This window comes from Paraburkholderia sp. GAS38 (assembly GCF_050434965.1).
Classification (GTDB): domain Bacteria; phylum Pseudomonadota; class Gammaproteobacteria; order Burkholderiales; family Burkholderiaceae; genus Paraburkholderia; species Paraburkholderia phenazinium_A.
The window spans coordinates 266,261-288,155 of sequence record NZ_JBNDJO010000009.1 but is presented as its reverse complement, the minus strand read 5'-3'; the positions used below and the strand labels follow the sequence as shown (position 1 = coordinate 288,155).

Here is a 21,895-nt window from a genome sequence, read left to right as displayed (position 1 = left end):
ATCGGCTGAGGAATGAGTTGTGCTTACCGGCCGGCGAAAGCCGCCCGCCCTGCGGCTTGCAACACCGAGTCGTTCTGCGGCGTATGGATGCGCGCGCACAGCACATCCCGATAGTGACGTTCGAGCGGATTGTCGCGGGAAAGCCCCGGATTGCCGCTCGCCTCGACGGCGATCTGCACCGCTTCGATCGCCTGATTCGTCACCGTATATTTGACGAGCGGCGCCTCGTCGAGTGCGACCCGCTCGGCGTGCGCCGTCGCATCGAGCAACACGCGGTTGCTGAACAACAGCGCATCGATGCGGCCGAGCGTCTGCTGAAACGATGGGAGGCTCGCAAGCGGCGCGCCAAGATTGGCAGGCGAACGCGTGGCGGCCCATTCGGCGAACCAGTCGCGGGCGGCATGCGCCACGCCGTCGTACACCGCCGAGAGCAGCACGCTCATCCACGCCACGCCGAGCGCGTCCAGTCCCGCGCCGGGCTCGCCGGGCAACTGGACATCCACGGCATGGGCGACCGGCACCAGGACGTTGTCGAAGACGATTTCATGGCTGCCGGTCGCGCGCATGCCGAGATGATTCCAGGGCGCCCCGACCCGCACACCCGGCGTATCACGCCGCACCAGCCACACGCCGACGCGCGGCGGCGTCTCGTCGCTGCGCGCCCACACCGCGAGCCAAGTCAAACCGGGGCTGCCGGTCGAATAGATCTTGCTGCCGTTGATGACCCAGCCGTCGCCGCTGCGGGCCGCGAGCGTGCCCGGCAAGCCGCCGCGCGCCGGGCTGCCGAGTTCGGGCTCGACGCGCAAGGAGTTGATCAGGGCGCCGTCGCGCACGGCATCCTCTGCAACGCGTTCGCGCAGATCGCGAGGCCAGCGCGGATTGCCCTGCAAGCGATGGTGAAACAGGTATTGCATGACGAGGACGAGCGCCGTCGACGGCTCGCTGCGCGCCACCGCGCGAATCACGTTCAATGCCTGCGGCAGGCTCGCGCCGGCGCCGCCGAGCGCTGCCGGGACCGTCAACGACAGCAAGTCGTATTCGTGCAGGCGCGCCAGATTGCGATGCGGAAACTCGCCGCTGCGATCGTACGCTTCGGCGGTAGCGGCGAACTCGGTGGTGAGTTCGGCGAGCACGGCGTCGAACTCGGCGCTGTCGAGCGGTGGATGGCGGCGCGCCGCAGCGCGCGCAAGGCCAGCATCAAAGTCAGGGGCGTTCATACGAGCTCCGTGGCGCCGTTCTCGAGCCACCCGATCGATCGTCAGGGGTGCTGATGGATCGCGGATGACGAGTGGCGGATTGCGTTCTATGGCAAAGGAAAACTGCGGTCGAAACTCGCGCGCACGTTGAGGTGCGCGGGGATGACGCTGGCGGCTTCGTAGGTGTCGGCGGTACGTTGCTGCGCGGCGATCACGCTGTCGTCGATGGCAACCGGATGCACCTGGCCACGCTGATAGACCGTCTTCAGCACATCGGGCGGCAAACCCGTCACGCGCGATTGCATTGCCGCCACTTCATCCGGATGCGACAAGGCCCACTGCTGACCGAGCGCCACCCGCCGCAGAAAATCCGCCAGCACCGCGCGTTTGCCGGCGATCGCGCGATCGGTGGCGACCTGGTAGCTCAGCCCTTCCGACAAACCGACACCATTGGCGAGGATACGGTCGTGATCGCGCGATTCGCCGAGCGCCGTGTACGGATCCCATACCGACCATGCGTCCACGCTGCCGGACGCGAGTGCGGCTTTGGCGTCGGCTGGGGCGAGGAACACCCAGGTGACGTCGGAGAGCGGTATATGGGCTTTGTTCAACGCCGCCAGCGCGAGGAAGTGACCAATCGAACCACGCGTCGTGGCGATGCGCTTGCCCTTCAGGCTCGCCACGTCGGTCAAGGGCGAATGTTCGTTGACGACAATCGCCAGATCGACGGGATGCGAGCGGGTCGCGGCGACGGCGCGTACCTGGGCGCCCGCCGCCAGCGCGAACACCAATGGCGCATCGCCGAGGCCGCCCACATCCACGGCGCCGGCGTTCAGTGCTTCGCCGAGCGGCTGCGCGGCAGGGAAGTTGAACCACTCGATCTTGTACGGCAGGTCTTTCAGTTGGCCCGACGCTTCGAGAATGCCGCGCGTCTGTAGCGACTGATCGCCGACTTTGAGGACTGGCAAGTCGGCGGCGCATGCCGCGTTGCTCCATGACGCGAGGGCCACGGCAGAGAGTGCAAGTACAGCGCCGGCGAATGCTCCGACGAGTACGCGCCGGAGCCCAAACCGAGGCTGCAGACGCGACGGCACCCACGCGCCAGACGCAGGCACTGCAAAAGACACAGGGAACGCTCGCTGTGCGAAGGAGCCTCGTGAGGGAAAACGTGTCGTCGTCATATCGTTCGTTGCGGATCGGTGAGCGCTGCTGCAAGGCTTCGTCTACGTGCCTCGACGCTGCGCATGGCACGCATGAAGCCAGAACCAGCAACGACGATACGGCACACACTTGTATAAGACAAACGCATTATTCTTCTAAGCAAATATGCGGATGTTGGACGCCCAACACCATGCGCGACGCGCATTGCAGGTATCATCGAATGCACGCCTGCCTGCCCTCTTACCTCATCGCTCACCATGAAGATCGACGATATCGAAGCCTACGTCGCCGTCATCCGCGCCCAGTCGCTGCAACAGGCGGCGCAAACCCTCGGTCTCACGCAACCGGCCATCACGCGCCGGCTGCAGAATTTCGAAGAGGCGCTAGGCGTCGAACTGCTCGATCGCAATACCCGGCCGCTAAAAGCCACCGCCACAGGGCGCGTCGTCTACGAGCAATGCCGCGTAATCCAGCGCGAACTCGACGTGCTGCGCGAGCTGGTTGCCAACGACACGCCGCCGGTCGGCGCCCTGCGCCTCGGCGTCGCACAGACGATCGCCGATATCGCCTTGCCCGATGCCATGCGCGAGTTGCGCGCCGCCTATCCCGACCTGCAAGCGAGCGCATCGAGCGGCTGGGGCAGCCAGTTGCTGCAGCGGGTCGAAGCAGGCGAACTCGACGCCGCGGCGATGCTGCTGCCCGCCAACAAGACCTTCGCCGAATCGCTTGCCGCGCGCTCGCTCGGACGCGTCAAGCTGGCGGTCGTCGCGCCCAAGGGTCTGCTGAAAAAGCGCGTGCAGACGCTGGCGGAATGCCAGTCGATCGGCTGGGTGCTGAATCCGGATGGCTGCGGCTTCCGTGAGGGCTTGCAGCGTGCGCTGACCGGCCTCGGTCTCGCGTTGAAGCTGAATCTGGAGACGCTCGGCACGGAGCTGCAACTGCAGCTCGTCGCGGACGGCAACGGCCTCGGCCTCGTGCCGCTGCCCCTGCTGCAGGCAAGCCGTCACGAGGCCGAACTGGACGTGCTCACGCTCAGCGACTTCAAGCCGCTGATCGACATCTGGCTCGTGCATCCACGCGTGCTGGGCAAGCTGCAGCAGCCGGTGGAGCGCTTCGGCGCCGCGGTGGAGCGGCAGTTCAAGGCCGCGCGTTTGCAACGCGCGGCTTGAGGGCGCACAGAGCGCCCCACCCGCGGACGACAACGCCGCTCAGATCACATGAAACCCGTGTGTCCCGTCGCGCGCCAGTTGCGCCACCAGCCCGTACTCCCACTCCAGATACGCGTTCATCGCTTCGCGGGCGTTATCCGTGCCTTCATACGGGCGACGGTAGCGGTCGATGCGCGGCGAAGCAAGGTGCGTCTCGCCGCTTTCGACCGGCAGTCCCGCCGCGATCCAGGCACTGGTGCCCCCGCTCAGCACCTGCACCGGCTTACCGCTCAGCGCGGCCAGTTCCGGCGCCACGAAGCGCGCGAGCGCACTGCTCCCGCAGGTGAGCACATAGCGTTGCGCATCCGGTAGCTTGGGCAGCGCGTCGGCCAGTTGTCCGCGCAGCGCCCACCACGCGCCCGGAATATGCTGCTTCACGTAGTTGGCGCTCGCCGTGAAATCCAGCACCACCGTGCCGGACGATTGCAGCAAGGTCGCCAGCGCCGCAGGCGAAATCTCCTCGACCGCGGGCGGCGGCACCGCATTTCTCACGGCGGGCGCCGCGCCCTCTTCCGTGAAATCGGCGGGCGTCAGGCCGTCGATGACGTACACCTCGACGTTCATCTGCGCGAGCCAGGAAGCGGTCATATTGGCACGCACGCCGTCGCTGTCCGCGAGAATCACGCGGGCGCCGCGCACCGGCGCGAACATATCGGTCTCCTGAACAAGCTGACCGCCCGGTGCGCTGCGAAAACCAGGCACGTGGCTCGCCTGGTACTCCTGCGGCGAGCGCACGTCGAAACGGTAGATGGTGCGCACAGCTTCCTCGGCCCAGCGGCGCGCTTCGTCGCGCGAGGTGCGGCCCACCTCGGCGCGATCGGCCACCGCCCGCGCCGACGCCGCCGCGGCCGCCCGCACCGCATGGTCGGTAACCGGGTCGAAGCGCCGCGTGCTGCCGTGCGCCAGTTCCTGCCCGGCGAGCGTCCAGCCGATCGTGCCGTTACGTAACGCCACGACCGGGTTCGGTACACCCGCATTGATCAGCGATTGCGCGCCGATGATGCTGCGCGTGCGCCCCGCGCAATTGACGACGATCTGCGTCGACGGGTCCGGCGCCAGTTGCCGGGCGCGCAACACCAGCTCCGCGCCCGGCACGCTGACGCTGCCGGGAATGTTCATGGTCTGATACTCGTCGAAGCGGCGGGCGTCGAGCACCACCACGTTCGCCTCGCCGTCGAGCAGCGCCTGCACTTGCGGCGCTTCGAGCGACGGCGTGTGCCGCTCGCTCTCCACCAGTTCGCCGAAGGCCTTGCTCGGCGCGTTGACGTCCTGGAACAGCTCGCCGCCGGCCTCGGCCCAGCCGCGCAAACCGCCGGCGAGCAGCGTGACATCGGTGTAGCCCAGCGCGGCGAAGCGGCTCGCCGCACGCACGGCAAGCCCTTCGCCGTCGTCGAAAACCACAATCGGTACACTGCGGCGCGGCAAACGCAGCGGCGCTTCAAGTTCAAGTTTCGATAACGGCAGATTCGCCGCGAACAACGGATGGCTGCGCGCGTGCGGGTCTTCCTCGCGCACGTCGAGCAGCGCGATTTCGCGGCGCTCGAGCAGTGCACGGCGCACGTCTTCGAATGAACGGGTACGAAATTCAGTTGCAACGGTCATGAGATGGCAATCTCCTTCGATACATTCCAGATATTCGGTAACACGTCGTTCGAGTATCCGGAGATAAACGCCTTGCGGCCGCCGTGCTCGGGATAGACCGAACGCGACACCGCACCGATATTTGCACCATAAACGTGAATGCTGATCGACACACGGTCCTCGTAAGCATTGCTGACACGGTGAATGTCGCCAATGCGCGGCGATACCGCATCGACGGCACCGGTTTCGAGCCGTCTCGCCGTACCGGAAGCAATCAACGTGCCGCGTTCGTCGAGATGGTACGGTTGCGCGATTTCCGCACCGCGTAACACGCCGATCAGTCCCCAGACAGTGTGATCGTGAACCGGCGTCGCCTGCCCCGGCCCCCAGACGAAACTCACCACGGAAAAGCGCTGTCGCGAATCCGCATGCAGCAGGTACTGCTGATAGCGCTCGGGGTCGGGACGCGCCCACGCGTCGGGCAACCAGTCGTCGTGCGCGATCAGCTCGCGCAGCGAGGCGGCGCCCGCGTCGAGCAGATCGGCTTCGGGGGCGGCATCGTCCAGCAGCGCGGCGATCCGGCCGACAAAGGTGCGCAAGCGGTCATGCCGCAAGGGTTGGCTCATGAGGTCGAGAAGGAAGCAAAGGTCAGGGAAAGGCGCGGCGCGCGCGGTTGAAGCGCCCGGAGACGTTCAGGCGGCCGGTGCGGGCGTTGCGTTGCAGGTGTCTACGTTCCAGCGTGGTGCAACGTCCGCGGGCCGGCAAAAAGGCGCGTTTATCGTTTCGTGTGATTAATCGTAGACGTCGGGCTCGGCTTCAACCAGCCCCTCCAGCAGGCTCTGAAACGCAAACAAGGCGCCGCCCGGCCGCCCCACCTGTTCATGCGTCAACGACGCGATCTCATGGTTAATAGGCTGCGGCTTGCCCGCGGCCTCCGCGAGCAATTGCGCGTGGCAGGCGTTATCCAATGCGATATACCACCACGCCGCCGCTTCCACGGTTGGGCCTGCTGTGAGAATGCCGTGATTCTTCAGGATCACGCCTTTATGGTCTCCCAGTGCGGCCGCGATGCGCGCACCTTCGTCGGTGTCGAGCACGACGCCGCGGAAGTCGTCGAATAGTGTGTGGTCCTGATAGAACGCGCACGAGTCCTGGGTGAGCGGATCGAGCGTGCGGCCGAGCGTCGACCACGCCTTGCCGTACAGCGAATGCGTATGCGCGGCGGCCACCACATCGGGCCGCGCTTCGTGAATCGCGGCATGAATCGCGAAGGCCGCCTGATTCACCGGCCCCTCGCCCACCACGATCTCGCCTTGCGCATTCACCAGCAGCAGATCGGAGACGCGAATGCGGCTGAAATGCTTGCCGAACGGATTGACCCAGAAGTGATCGGGCCACTCCGGATCGCGCGCCGTAATATGGCCCGCGAGTCCTTGATCGAAGCCATAACGCGCAAACAGACGAAACGCGACCGCGAGACGCTCCTGGCGATGGCGGCGCTCGTCAGCCACGTTCTCGCGCGGCGGCACTTCGTCGAACCAGAATTTGCGCAGCGGTGCGTGGCGTTGCAACGGCGCATGCGATGGCGGTTGCGACGCCGTTTGCACCGTCGAAGCATCCGCGGGATGGGCAACCGTCAGGGAAAGATCTGTCATCGTGTCTCCGTTCAAGCTGCTGCGCGGGCGCTGAGCGCGATGCGTTCGCGCGTCGCGGGAATCAGCGTGCGGCCATAGTCGAGCGCGTCTTCGAGCGGATCGAAACCGCGAATCAGGAAGGTCGTCACGCCCAGCGCGTAGTACTCGGCCAGCGTATCCGCAACCTGTTCCGGCGTGCCTACCAGCGCGGTCGAATTCGAACGGCCGCCGATCTCCTTCGCCACCGCGGTCCACAAGCGCTCATCCGCGCGGTCCGCCGTGCCGGCCGCCGCCAGCAGCCGGCGCGCGCCTTCGCTCTGCGCCGGTCCGCCGACGCTCAGGCCCTGGGCGGCGCGCAGGCGCTTCGTCTCTTCGAGGATATGCTCGGCGCGTTCCCACGCCGCGGCTTCCGTGGCCGCCAGAATCGGCCGGAACGACACGGAGAAACGCACGGTGCGCCCGTGCCTGGCGGCTTCGGCGCGCACGCGCGTCACCTGTTCGCGCACCTGCTCCTTCGATTCGCCCCACAGCGCGTAGACGTCCGCATGACGGCCCGCGATTTCGAGCGCGGGCGCCGACGCCCCGCCGAAGTACACCGGAATATGCGGCTGCTGCAGCGGCTTTACTTCGGAGAAGCCGCGCTCGAAGCGATAGTACTTACCCTCGTGATCGAACGGCGTGTCCGAGGTCCAGATGCGGCGCAGGATCGACACGTACTCGTCGGTGCGGGCGTAGCGCTCGTCGTGCGAGAGGAAATCGCCGTCGCGGCGCTGCTCGGCGTCGTCGCCGCCCGAAATGATGTGCACCGCGAGGCGGCCGCCCGAGTAGTGATCGAGCGTAGCCAACTGGCGCGCGGCCAGGGTCGGCGCGACGAAACCCGGCCGGTGCGCGAGCATGAAGTGCACGCGCTGCGTGACGCTGGCGGCATGCGCCACGGTCAGAAGCGCATCCGGGCTCGTGGACTGGTGCGGTACGAGCACGCGGTCGAAGCCCGCTTCCTCGTGCGCCCGCGCAAACTGCTCCACGTAACCGATATCTATTGCCGGACCTTGCGGCGCGTGCGTTTCCGAAACCTTGCGGGTCTGGATCATGCCGATGAATTCGACTGCCACGTTGCGTCTCCCTGATGATCGACAGAACGCCGGGGGCACTGGGCACAAGCCGGCGGCGACACCCCGGACAGGGTGTCAAGCGAGCATCAAAGGTAGCACTGCAACATGCGTTCGTTAAATATTGATAGTCGATAAAGATATCGCAATTGCATGTTTGTGACGGCGTGGGCCGGTTGCTAACCTCGCTTCGCGACGACGGACTCCGCCGATGATGCGGAGCGTGCCGCCCGCTTCGATCCCCCTCTTCCTGGAACTACGCCGATGACCGCCTTTCGCTCCGACCGCCGCCGGATCCTGCACATCCTCGCCGCCTGCGGCATCGCGCCTGCTGCCGCGTGGCTCGGTGCGGCGGATGCGCGTGCTGCGGCGCCGGAACTCGTGTTCGGCGATCAGGCCGGCGGGCTGCGCGCGCTGGCTGAAGCGGCGCATGTGCTCGACGGCGCGCCCTATCCGTTTCGCTGGGCCAACTTCCAGGGCGCGGCGCCGCTCTTCGAAGCGCAACGTGCCAATGCCGTGGATCTTGCGCCGGCGGGCGACCTGCCTGTGCTCGCCGCGGCGATCGGCGATCCGTCGTTGAAGATCGTCGCGACCCGGGTGGGAACGCCAAGCTCGCTCGGCATCGTCGTGCAGGCGGATTCGCCGCTGCGGCATGTCGCCGATCTCAAGGGCAAAACCGTGGTGGTGTCGTCGGCACGCGGCAGCATTTCGCAGTACCAGTTGTACGGCGCGCTCGCCGAGGCGGGGCTCACGCGTGACGATGTGAATGTGCGCTTCGTGCTGCCCGTCGATGCATTTGCGGCCTTCGAGTCTCGCCAGCTCGACGTCTGGGCGACCTTCGATCCGTACTACGGCAGCGCCGTGCAACGCGGCGCACGCGTGTTGCGCGACGGCAGCGGCATCAATACCGGACTCGCCTTCATTACCGCGTCCGGTGCCGCGGCGGCGGACCTGGCGAAGCGGCCGGCGCTCATCGATGCGCTACAACGTTTTCAACGCGCCGGCGCGTGGGCAGCGGGACATCCCGAGGCATACGCGCAGGTGTATGCGACGTTGACGCGTCTGCCGATTGAGGCGGCCCGCATCATCACCGTTCGTTCGGCGCTGAAGCAACGCCCGGTGAGCGACGCGGATATCGCCACGCTGCAGCGCGTCGCGGACGAGGCGTTCGAACAGCGGATGTTGCCCGCGAAGGTGGATGTGCGGGCGATCACGTTGCAAGGGATGGGCTAGCGGCTTTATTGCTCGCCGAGAAGCCTCGCGACGATCGGCTCCAGCGACGCGAAATATTGCTGCTGCTTGAACGCATAACCGGCTGCATTCGGATGGATGCAGTCGGAAGCCATCGAGGTAGTCCGCCAGGCCGGTAACTTCAGAAACGCGTCGTATAGAGGCAATACGATCACGTCGTTACGGCTTGCCGTGGCATTTTCTGCCGAAACATATCGCCGTGAATCCGCGATCGAGATCCGAAAGCAGATCGGATTGGGCTCGGCAATCACGGGGATTTTCCCGGAGGCCTGCACGGTGCGAATCCAGCGCTTCAGGTTCGACGAGAACGTTCGCACGGTGTTTCCAGCAAGGGCGTCGTTGATCTGGCTGTTCGTGATCACGATATTCGCATTGCCTTTGGAAAGTTCGGCAGCAAGCGGCAGAGTATTGCCATATTCGGCGGAGAGGCCCGTGCCGCTCAGATCGGTCTCGAGGGTCGATCCGGGGGCGCTGTGATCGACAATCGTCACTTTGCCAGGCCCGAACTTCTCGTTCATGGCGATCTGCATGCGTTGCGCCGGGCTCTGCGGATATCGAGCAGGGGGACCGTCCGATATGACAACCGCGCCCCAAAACGTCGAGTCGCCGCGCCAATCGATCACGACTGTTTTAAGGGTGGCGGCCGCCGCAATCCCGTCATGCTGGCCGAAGCGTTCCCCGAAAGCCAGGGCTGACATCAGGACGACTGACGCAACAAGCCTCCGCTTCATTTCCCCCTCCTTTCGATTTGCCCGGGTTTCTATTAAAGAGGCTGCCGCTTACAACACATGTATCCCTCGGATTTGCTCACGCCCCAAACCATAGCGGGTGGACGACAAAGTCCCGCATATTGCGGGTCGTCAAGAACATAATTCTTCGGGAGGGGAGGCAGTTCGGACTATTGGCCTGGACAGGTTGAGAGGCGGAATCGGCACTAGCGCTCGACGCCTGTTCCGATGTAGGTTTCAGATACTGAGGAGCGCACCCGGCAATGAGCGTAGTGGAAATGCGGATGCATGCTGCGTAACCCATTTGAGCAAATCGCATTTTTTCTCTTCTTCTAAACGAAAGGCATAACGCGGACGAGACATGAAAACAGAAAATGCGCACTTTGTCATCCGCGTCCGGGACCCGCGCGCTGGACTGCCTCGTGCGAGGTAATCTGCGGGAAACGCAAATATCTCCTGTCGTTTAGTGGAGAGAAGCTCCATCTTCGCTTCGAGGATGGGGATGGCCGGGTCGTGCCGGTTGATGGCGAGCGGCGGTGACATCGCCGAACCATCCCCACCGCCTCCCAACCTCCGCTACTTGCCAGGAGAGAAGCGCAGTACACCCAAACAAAATCTCGCGCATGCGTTTGACGAGCGCCAGCGACAAGCCCACCTCCCGATCGACGCCAAACATCTGCGCGAGCAGCACAACCGCCGCATCCTGCACCCCAACCCCAGCGGGTACAAAGAAGGCCGCATGCCGCACCGCTTGCGTCAAACCTTCAATAGCCAACGCCCCAGCCAACGAAACCGGATGCCCGAGCATATCCAAAGCCCACCAGGTCTCAACCGCTCCAAGCAGATAGCCGCTCAACTGCCACACAAAAGCCCGCAACAACAGTCCGGCGCGGGACATGAGCGCATCGAGATCCGCATCGAGCTGGCGCCCATCCATTCCCTGCAGAACGGAACCAGACGGCCCTAACAACTGCCCAGCCCAACGCTCGATCGCATGAAACACCCCACCTCGCCGCACCAAAACCACTGCAATCACAGGCAACGGCAACGACAGCAGCAAAGCCACGCCAACGGTACGCAACACATCCGCCTGATGCGTCGACGCGACGATCAACACCAGACCCAGCGCGGAAAACGCATACTGCACAGCCATCGTCACCATCACTTCGACGATCACCGACGCGCTCACGCCACTCGCATCCGCCACACGCCATCGCGCGAGCCGAATCCCGACGATCTCCCCACCGATGCCCGCCACCGGCAACAGGCGGCTCACGGCCTCGCGAACCGTCGCGACCCACCAGAGAAACACGAGAGACGCGCGCTTACCGAGCAACAAGTGCCATGCATACGCATCGAGCAACAGCGGCAGCGCATGAAACGGCACCAGCCACAGCAACGCAAAACCCGCCTGGCCGATCACCTGCATCAGGTCGCCCACACCCGCGTGCAGTACCAGCCCGATCAGCAGCGCGATACCCAGCGGCAAACCCGCCCATTGCAGCCACTGCAAGCCCTTCATGACGGCTGCACCCCACGGTCATGGGCCTGGCCGAATACGTCGGCAAAGCCACCACGTGTGGCGCCGGCCGCTTCGATCGCGGCTTCCACGCGTGGCGACAACAGCGCGGCCAGTTCGTCCGCGTGCCGATAGCCGCGCATCCCCTGCGTCAACGCGCCCTCCCCCACCACGGCCGGATGGCAATAGATTTCGCCCACACCGTCCGGCAAATGCGCCAACGCCTCGAGCAACACGCCTTCCGTCATCCGCCCGGTGTTCGCAATGCCCACCACGTAATCGTTGTGAGCAATCCCCGCGCGATCGAGCCGGTCCCGCACGAGGCCAATCCACGGCTTCAACCAGAGCGGCTCGCGCGACTCGCACGGCAGACGCATCGCCCGCATGCCGTAGTCGCGGCCAATCTCGACGATCAGCCCGAGCACCGTCGGATGCAGATGGAAGTGTTTGTGGGTGTTGACGTGATCGAGCGGCAATCCGGTCTTCGCGAACGCTTCGAACTGCGCGCGGATCTCCAGCGCCAGCTGTTTGCGTACGTGCGGCAAAAAGAAAAAGCGAAAGCCGTCGCGCACCATGTTGTCGTCGAACCGGCCATCGGCGTCGACCAGCGCCGGAATCGCATCGCGCGGCAGGAACGCCGCGCCGTCAGCCAGCACCAGATGCAGGCCGACGCGCAACTCCGGCAGCCGGTGCGCACGCGCTATGGCGTCGCGTGCGGCAGGCGCCGCCACCATCAGGCTCGCCGCAGTCAGGACACCATGCAGATGCGCGCGCTCGACCGCTTCGTTGACCCGTTCGTGCAGGCCGAAATCGTCTGCCGTGAAGATCAACGTACGTTGCGCAAGCCGAGCCTCGTGCGTCATCACGCTTCGTGAGCGCGCAGGAAGCGGAAGAACTCCACGCCTTCGCGCAGACGCCGCTTCATCATGTCCCAGCTCATGAGCATCTCGCGCACGATCTCCCAGATCTTCGAGGGCCGGAAATAGAAGCGCTTGTAGAAGCTCTCGACGTGGTGATAGATCTCTTCGCGCGACAGATGCGGATAGCCGATCGCCGCCAGTTGCACGCCTTCCTTGCTCACCAGATTGATCACCTTGTTCTCCTGCAACCAGCCGTTCTCCACCGCCTGGTTGTAGAGCGTCGTGCCCGGATACGGCGCCGCCAGCGACACCTGGATCGTGTGCGGGTTGATTTCCTTGGCGTACTCGATCGTCTTTTCGATCGTCTCCTGCGTCTCGCCCGGCAGCCCCAGGATAAACGTGCCGTGAATCTTGATGTCCAGCTTGCGGCAGTCCTCGCTGAAGCGTCGGGCGATGTCCGTGCGTAGACCTTTCTTGATGTTCAGCAGGATCTGGTCGTCGCCCGACTCGTAGCCCACCAGCAGCAGGCGCAGGCCGTTTTCCTTCATGATCTTCAGCGTCGAATACGGCACGTTCGCTTTCGCGTTGCAGGACCACGTCACGCCCAGCTTGCCGAGACCGTGTGCGATTTCTTCGACGCGCGGCTTGAAGTCGGTGAAGGTGTCGTCGTCGAACATGATCTCTTTGACCTCAGGCATGTTGTCGCGGATCCACTTCACTTCTTCCAGTACATTCTCCACCGAGCGCGTGCGGTAGCGGTGCCCGCCTACCGTCTGCGGCCACAGGCAGAACGTGCACTTCGAACGGCAGCCGCGACCCGTGTAGATCGAGACATACGGATGCTTCAGGTAACCGATGAAGTAGTTTTCGATCTTCAGGTCGCGCTTGTAGACCGGTGCGACGAAGGGCAGCTCGTCCATGTTCTCGAGGATCGGGCGCGCCTCGTTGTGTTCGATCGAGCCGTCCGCTGCGCGATAGCTCAAGCCCTGGATCTGCGCGAGCGGTTTGCCCGCGGCCACTTCCTGGCAGGTGAAATCGAACTCTTCACGGCAGACGAAATCGATCGCCTCGCTCGCGGTCAGCGAGTTGTGCGGATCCACGGCGACCTTCGCACCCACCATGCCGATCATCACCGACGGCCTGCGCTGCTTGAGGTCCTGCGCAAACATCGCGTCAGTGGGAAACGACGGCGTGCTGGTGTGGATGATCACAAGCTCATACTGCTGCGCAATCTCGAGCGAAGCCTCAACGGACAAACCATCCGCCGGCGCATCGAGCACGCGGCTATCCGGCACGAGTGCCGCCGGCTGCGCGAGCCAGGTGGGATACCAGAACGAGCGGATCTCGCGCTTCGCCTGATAGCGCGAACCCGCGCCGCCATCGAAACCGTCATACGACGGGGCCTGCAAAAACAGCGTTTTCATGAATGCTCCGACCAGCTTCGTTGATTCTGATGATTGATTGATCCTGCGATCCTGCACCGACGCGCCGGATAAAACCGGGCGCCCATTGTTCGATCCGCGGACGAGCCTATCCGCGATCGGACATCTCCACAATCGACGTGCGCGGTTGCGCGACCCGGTTCACCACCGACATCCGCGCGCCGCGCCACACCACGTGCGAGCCGAATACCGCGCCCAGCCACTGCAGCGCGAGCAGCGTGTCGCGCAACGGCACCAGCGGCAGATCGCGCCAGAACGTGCGCGAAATGCGGGCGCTGCGCGCATGCAACAGCACCCGCGCGACGACACCCGCCGCCGTGCTGACCGAGAACGTCAGCGCCATCAACGGATCCGCGCCGCCCGAGCCGATGCCCCCGTTGTTCAGTCCGGCCGCCAGCAACGCGCCGACCAGCAGCCAGGGCGAGGTAAACGTAATGATGAGCGACGCGAACCCCGACGGATTCACCGAACGGATCGTGCGCAACCAGCGCATCTCGCGCAGCCACAGTGTGACGAAGGTGGGCTCGATCACGTCGGTGGCCACCATCACCGACGACAACACCGTGTTCAGCCCCAGCGTGCGCGCGTGTTCGGCCAGCCAGTAGTCGTCGGCCAGACAGTCCTTGAGCGCCTCGAAGCCGCCGATGTTCTCGAGCGTCGTGCGCCGCAACGCCAGGGTCGCGCCAAAGCCGAAGCGGCGCGAGCCGCCCGCGTGCGCGACACGTACCGACGGCGCGAACCATTCGTTGATAAACAGGGCTCCCACGCGCGGCCAGAAGCCCCCCACGCTCTGCGCGCGATACAGGCAGGTGACGACGCCCGTATCGGCGTCGGCGAGCGGCGCGGTGACCGTGTCGAGATAATCCGGCTCGACGGCAATGTCGCTGTCGGCCAGCACGATCACGTCATGACGCGCACGCTGCGCCATATTGATCAGATTGCTGACCTTCAGGTTGCTGCCATGCACGCGCGAATCGATCACCAGTTCGATGTCGCATTGCGGATACGCGGCCTGCAAACGCCGCACTACGCCAATCGCCGGGTCGACCGGAGACGACACGCCGAACAGCAACTGAAAGCGCGGGTGCGCCTGCTCGCAGAACGTCACGAGGTTTTCGTACAGACGCGGCTCGGTCCCGCACAGGGGCTTGAGCACGCTCACGGAAGTCCAGCCGAGGTGACACCCGGCGGCCCGTTTGCCGAAAAACGGCATGGCGACTGCGGCAACGCCGGCATACACCGTGGCGGCACAGCACAACCCAACCAGCAGCCACTCCAGAACAGATAGCGAATGCACCGTCATTGGCCGCCACTCCGTCTCCCGGTGGCCCGCCTCACGGTGGCAATGGCAGGACTACGCGACAAGACATGCACCCACACACTCGCTCGCACGGTCAGAACTCCTTCTGCTTGCGTCAGAACAATCGGCGTCGAATTGACGCCGCTGCTTTAAGCAAAGCGTGCAAAAGACATTCACCGTAATTTCCCGTAATATTGCGGCGGCTATATGACAGATAATCGAAAGCCAATAGACAGAGATCACCGTGCCATTGCAATGAGCGGCAAGCAGGTTGATCCGACTGCGTTTCTGCCAGTTACCGCAAGGTGCTGAAATTAAACGGTTAAGGCACCACGACCGCTACCGGAGCGGCAAGCGTGGCGCGCCTTTGAATGCCAATTGAATGCCAATCGCACGCGCATTCATGGTGCGAAAATTGTAGCAGCGCTGGCGCAGACTTGCTTGCCGCGTGCAGTCAATTGTTCTGTGAACTATTGATCCAGGCTGCATGTTTTACATTTTTATAACTCTGCGTTGTTAGTCTGACAATAATCATGGCTTTGTGACAATAATGATGTTGCCGGCGTTAATGATCTAATCAATCGGTTGAATCGCGGGGCCCGCTTGCTTGCGCATTCCGCGCAGGCGGCCTGCGGCAACACCCTGCTGCAGGTGTGGACTTGTGCAGCCCGTCAGCGGGAATGAATCCGCTTTGGCACAATCCGGTTTTGCCTTTGCTGTCGACGGCCTTACGGCGTGCGAGCACTTCGCTCCATGCGAGCTGCGCGGCGCAGGGCTTCGGATGAATTTGCCATGATCCCTTTTTCGGTTCTCGACCTCTCCCCCATCACCGCGGGCGCGAGCGCGGCGCAGGCGTTTGCCAACACGCTCGATCTCGCCCAGCACGCCGAAAAGTGGGGATATCACCGCTACTGGCTCGCCGAGCATCACAACATGACCGGCATCGCCAGCGCGGCGACCTCGGTGGTGATCGGCCATGTGGCGGGCGGCACTCGAACCATCCGCGTCGGCTCGGGCGGCGTGATGCTGCCGAATCATGCCCCGCTCGTGATCGCCGAGCAGTTCGGCACGCTTGCCTCGCTCTATCCGGGCCGCATCGATCTGGGCCTCGGCCGCGCCCCCGGCACGGACCAGACCACCGCGCGCGCCTTGCGCCGCGAGCTGCAAGGCAGTGCGGATTCGTTCCCGGACGATGTGGTCGAACTGCAGCGCTATTTCGCCGATCCGGTGCCGGGACAGCGCGTGCGCGCCGTGCCGGGCGCCGGGTTGCACGTGCCGCTGTGGCTGCTCGGCTCCTCGCTCTTCAGCGCGCAACTGGCGGCCGCGCTCGGCCTGCCGTTCGCGTTCGCCTCGCACTTCGCGCCGGACCATATGCTGACCGCGCTGCGTCTGTACCGCGCGCAGTTCCGTCCGTCGGCGGCGCTCGAGAAGCCTTATGCGATGGTCGGCGTGAACCTGTTCGCCGCCGATACCAACGAAGCGGCACGGCGTCTGTTCACGTCGTTGCAGCAGCAGTTCGTCAATCTGCGGCGCGGCACGCCGGGGCAATTGCAGCCGCCGGTGGACCGCGTCGAAGCGGCGGAGATGGAATTGAACAGCGTCGCGCAGTCGCTGGCGTGCTCGGTGGTCGGCGATGCGGAGACCGTGCGGGCTGGGCTGCTCTCCGTGATCGAGCAAACCGGCGCCGACGAGTTGATGCTGACTGCGCTGATCTACGATCACACCGCGCGGCTGCGGTCGTATGAGATTGCGGCGCAAGTGCGCGAGGCGATTGTCGGCGGAAAGTGATGGGGTGGCCGGCGGCGTTCGCGCCGGCCGATGAAGTCCAGCGCAATCTACTCGCAGAAGGCTCGCGCGCTGGCCGGGCGCCTTGCCCGCGGGAAGGCGCTATCGCCCATCTCCCAGCAGATTAGGAGTTATCCGATTCTTCCTCGAATCTCCGCCACGTTAAGGTACCACATGATTTAAACCATGTAGTTACCTAATCAGGATACGGGGCCACTGGGAGGAGAATGATTAACCGACGACGCTTTATCCAGGCTGGAACGCTTTCATCTTTAACCGCGATCTCATCGGTCACGCGGCCGGCGCCAGTAACGCCTCCAGCGAACAACACCCAGCAACACGGCTACGCATTAACGAATGCCGCGACTGCGAGGAAGCGCAAAAACGGGACATGGGTATTCTGGGTTCGTATTGTGAATTTCGACCAACCCGGTGTTGATATATCGGCGAATCTTCAGATCGCTACCGACAGGGGATTCCAGCAGATTATTGACGTCTTGCCGATAACGCTGTCTGCGCCAAAGTCGTTCATCGCGCAAATTCCATATGCTCCGCGCGCAGGCAGTACACAACTTTATTACCGGTATGTCATCGGACAGGATGCGTCAATAGCGCCTGCGGTCAGTGCGGTGGTGAATAGTATTTCGCCTTGGGACAATGAATCGAGAGCGCAATAACTATGGCTCACTCAGAATTTGCGGTTCAGGTGCTGGAAGCAGGATCAAATAACATGAACACCTATCAGACTCTGATGGACGCGGTTCATAGCGGTTCAGATTCACTTTCAATCGTACAGAATACTGTGGGTGTCATCGCAATCGTGACTAACATTGTTCCGATGCTGAAACCCGTAAGAGTTATGGCAAACGGATTGGTAGCCACGACCGCAATGGCGAAGATTGTTGCCGACTGGTCAGATCCGGCGAAACGGGTCCAACCCGGAGACGTGCTAACGCTGGTGTCAGCATCAGGCGCTGTGACAATTCAGTTGCTGGTGTGGGCAGAACTTGGCGAAGGCGTGGCGCTAACGGTGGCAGGGTTGGCGCTCGCTGCAGACGTGCAGTCAGCAGCCCAACCTTACCTGCCTTCTCTGAAAATCTGGCTTGGGAATGTTATTCAAACCATTTTGCCCATCATGGACCCAATATCCACCGACAGTTCGTCGCTTTATTGGGCAAGCATGCCAACGTACAACGGCTACTCACTGGCTACCTACGACGAGATTCTCACGCAGAAAGGCTTGTTCGTCTGTCTGAGCGATCAAGGCACGAGTGGGTTTCTTTCTGTCAATAGCACACCGGTCCCCGGTAGTCTGACCTCTGTCAACGAGGACGCGTATAAGGAAGACTACTGCCGATATTTGAGTGTTGAGCAGGGATGGAGCGATATAGTCAGCGGGATGGATTACTGCAAAAACGTCAAATACAGATAGAAGAATGCGATCGATGCTTATCCGGATCAAACTCGCGCTTTTGGTGTGGCTCATAGCCTCCACATGCGAAATTGGGATTGCCGTTGTCCTGATTCGTTCGCAGTTGCTGCCCTTACCCGGTGTAGCGGCCGTATTGGTGGCAGTCTGCATTCATCCGCTAGTACTTCTGTATTGCCTGAAACGGCGCAGATGGGCTTACGGTACCTTGGTCCTGCTTGCGCCACTGAGCCTGCTCTGGTGGCCCTTGGGTAAGCCTTTTCTCATTCAACTAGGTGGCTGGTCCTTTCTGGTCGCCGGGGGATTTATCGCTCTACGCTTCGGCGCATTGGCGCTCATCCGTGACAGGGCATCAGAAGCCTGGATCGAGTCGCATACATACGGCGCTACATTCTGGTTTGCCCGCAAGCCAACCTTCACGCCAGGTATCCGGGAAAAACTAATCCAACTTGTCGCAGCGATGCTGCTTGGACCCGCGCTAATTGGGTACGTGAGCGGCTGGAATCGGCCCGTCGTCCTTCTGTGTAGCGCAGTGGCAATGTTCCTCGTCGTCTTGTCCATCGTTCTGGCGCGCAAACGGGAATCGTAGAACGGCCACCTGAAGGGCATCGCGCCCCCACGGGCGACCGTCTTCTGTTCATGGCCCGACTACAACCTGTGCGCAAGCGGCCTCGCCCGGAAATCCGCGAAGAACCGCAAAATAGACCCGAGGCAGTCTTCGCCGCCTGGCGGTGAACCACGTAGCAGTACGGTGCCGGCACAGAAAGCCGTTTGAACGCTCACCGATTCCCCGGCCCCGCCGCCAGCCCATCCAGCAACGCCTTGTTAAACGCCTGCGGATCCTGCATCTGCGGCGCGTGGCCCATGTCCGCGAACTCCACCAGCGTCGCATGCGGAATCGTCCGTGCGGCGAGCCGCCCCAACTCCGGATAGTGACCAAGCGTGGCGCGCACCTCAGGCGGCGCGGCGTCCTTGCCGATCGCCGTCGTGTCCTTCTGGCCGATCATCAGCAGCGTCGGCATCTGCAGCTCGCCCAGTTCATAGACCACCGGCTGCGTGTAAATCATGTCGTACAGCAGCGCGGAATTCCACGCCACGATCTGCTTGCCCGGCCCGCGGTACATGCCCGCCAGCATCTGCACCCACGGCTCGTAATCCGCGCGCCACTGACCCGCGTAGTAGGTCGCCTGCTCATAGCGGCGGATGCCGTCGGCGCTCGTCTTCAGCTCTCGCTCATACCATTGATCGACGGACAGCGACGGCACCCCTTTCGCTTTCCAGTCCTCGAGGCCGATCGGATTGACGAGCACCAGTTGCTGTGTGGCTTGCGGATACATCAGCGCATAGCGGATCGCCAGCATGCCGCCGGTCGAATGCCCGATCATCGTGGCGCGGCTCACGCCCAACGATTCGAGCAGCGCATGCGTGTTGCGCGCGAGTTGCTGGAAGCTGTACTGATAGTGCTCGGGCTTGCTCGATTTGCAAAAACCGATCTGATCCGGCGCAATCACCCGATAACCCGCTTCGCTCAGACGCTGGATGGTGGGCTCCCATGTGGCGGCGCAAAAATTCTTGCCGTGCAGCAGCACGGCCGTGCGGCCGTTCGCGTGGGCCGGCTCGATGTCCATATAGGCCATGTGCAGCGCCACGCCCTGCGACGTGAAGTCGAATTGCTCGACCGGCGCCGGGTAGTCGAAACCTTGCAGTTCGGGTCCATAAGCCGGACCGTCGTTGCCCGCTTCGGCGGCGCTCGCCTCGGCGGGGCCGCTGCCGGCGGCATGCGCCGCACCGGACAAGGCAGACGCGGCCAGCGCGCAAGCGCACAACAAGGCAACCAGGGGATGACGGCTGAAATTCATAGGCGAGGGTCCGGCGGAGTCAGTTTCTGCAAGCAATCCCGGCAGGCGGGCGGACAGGCGTCCAGCGCCGACCAGGAGCGGAGCCGCCGATTCTACGTGGACCGCCGCATTCGTGCTCTGAGGCAAGCCTGCCCTCACGCGCCGGGCGCTTCGGACAACGCGAACCGCAAAGCACATCCCCGCCCCACAGGCACGCATATTGCCCTTCGACATTTGCCCAGCTATGCGCCGTGCCGCACGGACGCGCCGCCTGGCGGCTGCGATCTTGCGCAGGACACCGAAAGTTGCGATACCTCGCAATAAGATGGGCCTCCACATAATCCAGACTATTCGCGGATGCCAATTCAGTGCTAAAAATAGCAAAGGATCGTCAAGGCACCGCGACAGAAGGCAGCAACTGGACCAGAATCGACAAGAAAAACGACCAGCATAAGCATCCGGGGCACACCACCAGCAACCACGTTGCATGGGACCGGAGTTAGCACCCAACCGCCAACTCCGCTCCACATAGGAGACACAGCATGGAAACTCCGGCAAGCCTCAACGATCTGCAACGCACCACGCTCGCCATCGTCCTTGCGGGCGGACGCGGCACACGGCTCGGCCCGCTGACCAACAAGCGCGTCAAACCGGCCGTGCACTTTGGCGGCAAATACCGGATCATCGACTTCGCGCTGTCCAATTGTCTGAACTCCGGCATCCGCCGCATCGCGGTCGTCACGCAATACAAGGCGCATTCGCTGATCCGCCATGTGCAGCGCGGCTGGGGTTTCCTGCGCGGCGAGTTCAACGAGTTCATCGACCTGTGGCCCGCGCAGCAACGCGTCGAAGGGGCGCACTGGTATCGCGGCACGGCGGACGCGGTGTTCCAGAACCTCGACATCATCCGCTCCATCCGGCCGAAATACGTCGTGGTGCTGGCCGGCGACCACATCTACAAGATGGACTACACGCGCATGATCGCGGACCACGTCGAAAGCGGCGCGGACTGCACGGTCGGCTGTATCGAGGTGCCGCGCATGGACGCGGTGGCGTTCGGCGTCATGCACGTGGACGCGAGCCGCCGCGTGACCGGCTTCGTCGAAAAACCCGCCGACCCGCCGGCGATGCCGGGCCGCCCGGACATCGCGCTCGCCAGCATGGGCATCTACGTGTTCAACGCGGATTACCTGTACTCGCTGCTCGAAGAGAACATCACCACGGCCGACACCGATCACGACTTCGGCAAGGACATCCTGCCGCGCGTGGTCACGCAAGGCCATGCGATCGCCCATCCATTCAGCATGTCGTGCGTGTCGTCGGACCCGAACGTCGAGCCGTACTGGCGCGATGTCGGCACCATCGACGCCTACTGGGCCGCCAATCTGGATCTCGCCTCGACGATCCCGACGCTCGACCTGTACGCCCCCGACTGGCCGATCTGGACGCAACAGCAGCAGTTGCCCCCCGCCAAGTTCGTGCGCGACATGAACGGGCTGCAGGGCTCGGCCACCAACCTGATCGTATGCGGCGGCTGCGTCATCTCGGGCTCGCAGATTTCGCGCTCGGTGCTGTCGTCGAATGTGCTGGTGAATTCTTTCTGTAACATCAATGAGGCAGTCTTGTTGCCGCAGGTCACCATCGGCGCCAGTTGCCGGTTGCGCCGCGTCGTCATCGACCGCGGCTGCGCGATTCCGGACGGCACGGTGATCGGCGAAGATCCCGTGCAGGACGCCGAACGCTTCTACCGCACCGAAACCGGCGTCGTGCTCGTGACGCCGGAAGCGTTGCGAGGGCAGAAGGCGGACCACTAGCGCGGGGGCCTGCACACTGACACCCATAGCCGTCACCACC

19 protein-coding genes are annotated in these 21,895 nt (G+C 63.5%); 7 read left to right on the top strand and 12 right to left on the bottom strand.

What is annotated here, in order from left to right; all coding sequences use genetic code 11:
* Nucleotides 1-23 precede the first annotated feature (23 nt).
* A complete protein-coding gene (locus tag P3T42_RS22180) occupies nt 24-1,217 on the bottom strand; it encodes an acyl-CoA dehydrogenase family protein (protein ID WP_429307258.1) in 1,194 nt (397 codons plus the stop codon).
* 86 nt (nt 1,218-1,303) lie between these two features.
* A complete protein-coding gene (locus tag P3T42_RS22175) occupies nt 1,304-2,206 on the bottom strand; it encodes an ABC transporter substrate-binding protein (protein ID WP_253190161.1) in 903 nt (300 codons plus the stop codon).
* A 408-nt stretch (nt 2,207-2,614) separates the two neighbouring features.
* Here P3T42_RS22175 and P3T42_RS22170 point away from each other — a divergent pair, with 408 nt between their 5' ends.
* Complete coding sequence (locus P3T42_RS22170; protein ID WP_429307257.1) at nt 2,615-3,526, top strand: LysR substrate-binding domain-containing protein; 912 nt, start codon at nt 2,615-2,617, stop codon at nt 3,524-3,526.
* 39 nt (nt 3,527-3,565) lie between these two features.
* Here P3T42_RS22170 and P3T42_RS22165 read toward each other — a convergent pair whose 3' ends face one another.
* The 4 genes from P3T42_RS22165 to P3T42_RS22150 all read right to left on the bottom strand — a co-directional run bounded on the left by P3T42_RS22165 (nt 3,566) and on the right by P3T42_RS22150 (nt 7,892).
* Nucleotides 3,566-5,167 (bottom strand): rhodanese-related sulfurtransferase, encoded by a 1,602-nt coding sequence (locus tag P3T42_RS22165; protein WP_429307256.1) that lies wholly within the window; start codon nt 5,165-5,167, stop codon nt 3,566-3,568.
* Entirely contained in the window at nt 5,164-5,772 is a 609-nt protein-coding gene (locus P3T42_RS22160) for a cysteine dioxygenase (RefSeq protein WP_429307255.1), read from the bottom strand. Before P3T42_RS22160 ends, P3T42_RS22165 begins: the two co-directional genes overlap by 4 nt.
* Before the next feature lie 165 nt (nt 5,773-5,937).
* The gene (locus tag P3T42_RS22155; protein ID WP_429307254.1) at nt 5,938-6,801 is read right to left on the bottom strand and encodes a class II aldolase/adducin family protein; all 864 of its coding nucleotides are present in this window, start codon (nt 6,799-6,801) and stop codon (nt 5,938-5,940) included.
* An 11-nt stretch (nt 6,802-6,812) separates the two neighbouring features.
* Nucleotides 6,813-7,892, bottom strand: coding sequence for an LLM class flavin-dependent oxidoreductase (locus P3T42_RS22150; RefSeq protein WP_074298024.1), 1,080 nt, complete (start codon nt 7,890-7,892; stop codon nt 6,813-6,815).
* A gap of 261 nt (nt 7,893-8,153) precedes the next feature.
* On the opposite strand from P3T42_RS22150, the gene P3T42_RS22145 reads away from it, so the two are divergent.
* Nucleotides 8,154-9,122 (top strand): ABC transporter substrate-binding protein, encoded by a 969-nt coding sequence (locus tag P3T42_RS22145; RefSeq protein ID WP_429307253.1) that lies wholly within the window; start codon nt 8,154-8,156, stop codon nt 9,120-9,122.
* Between the two features lie 5 nt (nt 9,123-9,127).
* Here P3T42_RS22145 and P3T42_RS22140 read toward each other — a convergent pair whose 3' ends face one another.
* From P3T42_RS22140 to hpnI, 5 genes are all read right to left on the bottom strand, one after another.
* Entirely contained in the window at nt 9,128-9,871 is a 744-nt protein-coding gene (locus tag P3T42_RS22140; protein ID WP_429307252.1) for an SGNH/GDSL hydrolase family protein, read from the bottom strand.
* A gap of 460 nt (nt 9,872-10,331) precedes the next feature.
* The gene (locus P3T42_RS22135; protein WP_429307251.1) at nt 10,332-11,390 is read right to left on the bottom strand and encodes a lysylphosphatidylglycerol synthase domain-containing protein; all 1,059 of its coding nucleotides are present in this window, start codon (nt 11,388-11,390) and stop codon (nt 10,332-10,334) included.
* A complete protein-coding gene (hpnK, locus tag P3T42_RS22130) occupies nt 11,387-12,250 on the bottom strand; it encodes a hopanoid biosynthesis-associated protein HpnK (RefSeq protein WP_429307250.1) in 864 nt (287 codons plus the stop codon). Before hpnK ends, P3T42_RS22135 begins: the two co-directional genes overlap by 4 nt.
* Nucleotides 12,250-13,671: a hopanoid biosynthesis associated radical SAM protein HpnJ gene (gene hpnJ / locus P3T42_RS22125; RefSeq protein ID WP_429307249.1), complete on the bottom strand. Its 1,422-nt coding sequence runs from the start codon at nt 13,669-13,671 to the stop codon at nt 12,250-12,252. The genes hpnK and hpnJ overlap by 1 nt, the downstream gene beginning before the upstream one ends.
* A 106-nt stretch (nt 13,672-13,777) precedes the next feature.
* On the bottom strand, nt 13,778-14,992 hold the full coding sequence (gene hpnI, locus P3T42_RS22120) for a bacteriohopanetetrol glucosamine biosynthesis glycosyltransferase HpnI (protein WP_074298013.1): 1,215 nt from the start codon (nt 14,990-14,992) through the stop codon (nt 13,778-13,780).
* A gap of 789 nt (nt 14,993-15,781) precedes the next feature.
* Between hpnI and P3T42_RS22115 the strand changes: the two genes are divergently transcribed.
* The 4 genes from P3T42_RS22115 to P3T42_RS22100 all read left to right on the top strand — a co-directional run bounded on the left by P3T42_RS22115 (nt 15,782) and on the right by P3T42_RS22100 (nt 18,792).
* Nucleotides 15,782-16,777 carry an LLM class flavin-dependent oxidoreductase gene (locus P3T42_RS22115; RefSeq protein ID WP_429307248.1) on the top strand — a complete coding sequence of 332 codons (996 nt, stop codon included), beginning with the start codon at nt 15,782-15,784 and terminating at the stop codon, nt 16,775-16,777.
* A gap of 224 nt (nt 16,778-17,001) precedes the next feature.
* A complete protein-coding gene (locus P3T42_RS22110; protein WP_429307247.1) occupies nt 17,002-17,451 on the top strand; it encodes a hypothetical protein in 450 nt (149 codons plus the stop codon).
* 53 nt (nt 17,452-17,504) lie between these two features.
* Entirely contained in the window at nt 17,505-18,206 is a 702-nt protein-coding gene (locus P3T42_RS22105) for a hypothetical protein (protein WP_429307246.1), read from the top strand.
* A gap of 13 nt (nt 18,207-18,219) precedes the next feature.
* Nucleotides 18,220-18,792: a hypothetical protein gene (locus P3T42_RS22100; RefSeq protein WP_429307245.1), complete on the top strand. Its 573-nt coding sequence runs from the start codon at nt 18,220-18,222 to the stop codon at nt 18,790-18,792.
* A 190-nt stretch (nt 18,793-18,982) separates the two neighbouring features.
* On the opposite strand, the gene P3T42_RS22095 is transcribed toward P3T42_RS22100, so the two are convergent.
* Nucleotides 18,983-20,062 (bottom strand): alpha/beta fold hydrolase, encoded by a 1,080-nt coding sequence (locus P3T42_RS22095; RefSeq protein WP_429307244.1) that lies wholly within the window; start codon nt 20,060-20,062, stop codon nt 18,983-18,985.
* 521 nt (nt 20,063-20,583) lie between these two features.
* On the opposite strand from P3T42_RS22095, the gene glgC reads away from it, so the two are divergent.
* Nucleotides 20,584-21,855: a glucose-1-phosphate adenylyltransferase gene (glgC, locus tag P3T42_RS22090; protein ID WP_074298003.1), complete on the top strand. Its 1,272-nt coding sequence runs from the start codon at nt 20,584-20,586 to the stop codon at nt 21,853-21,855.
* The last annotated feature ends 40 nt before the right edge of the window (nt 21,856-21,895 follow it).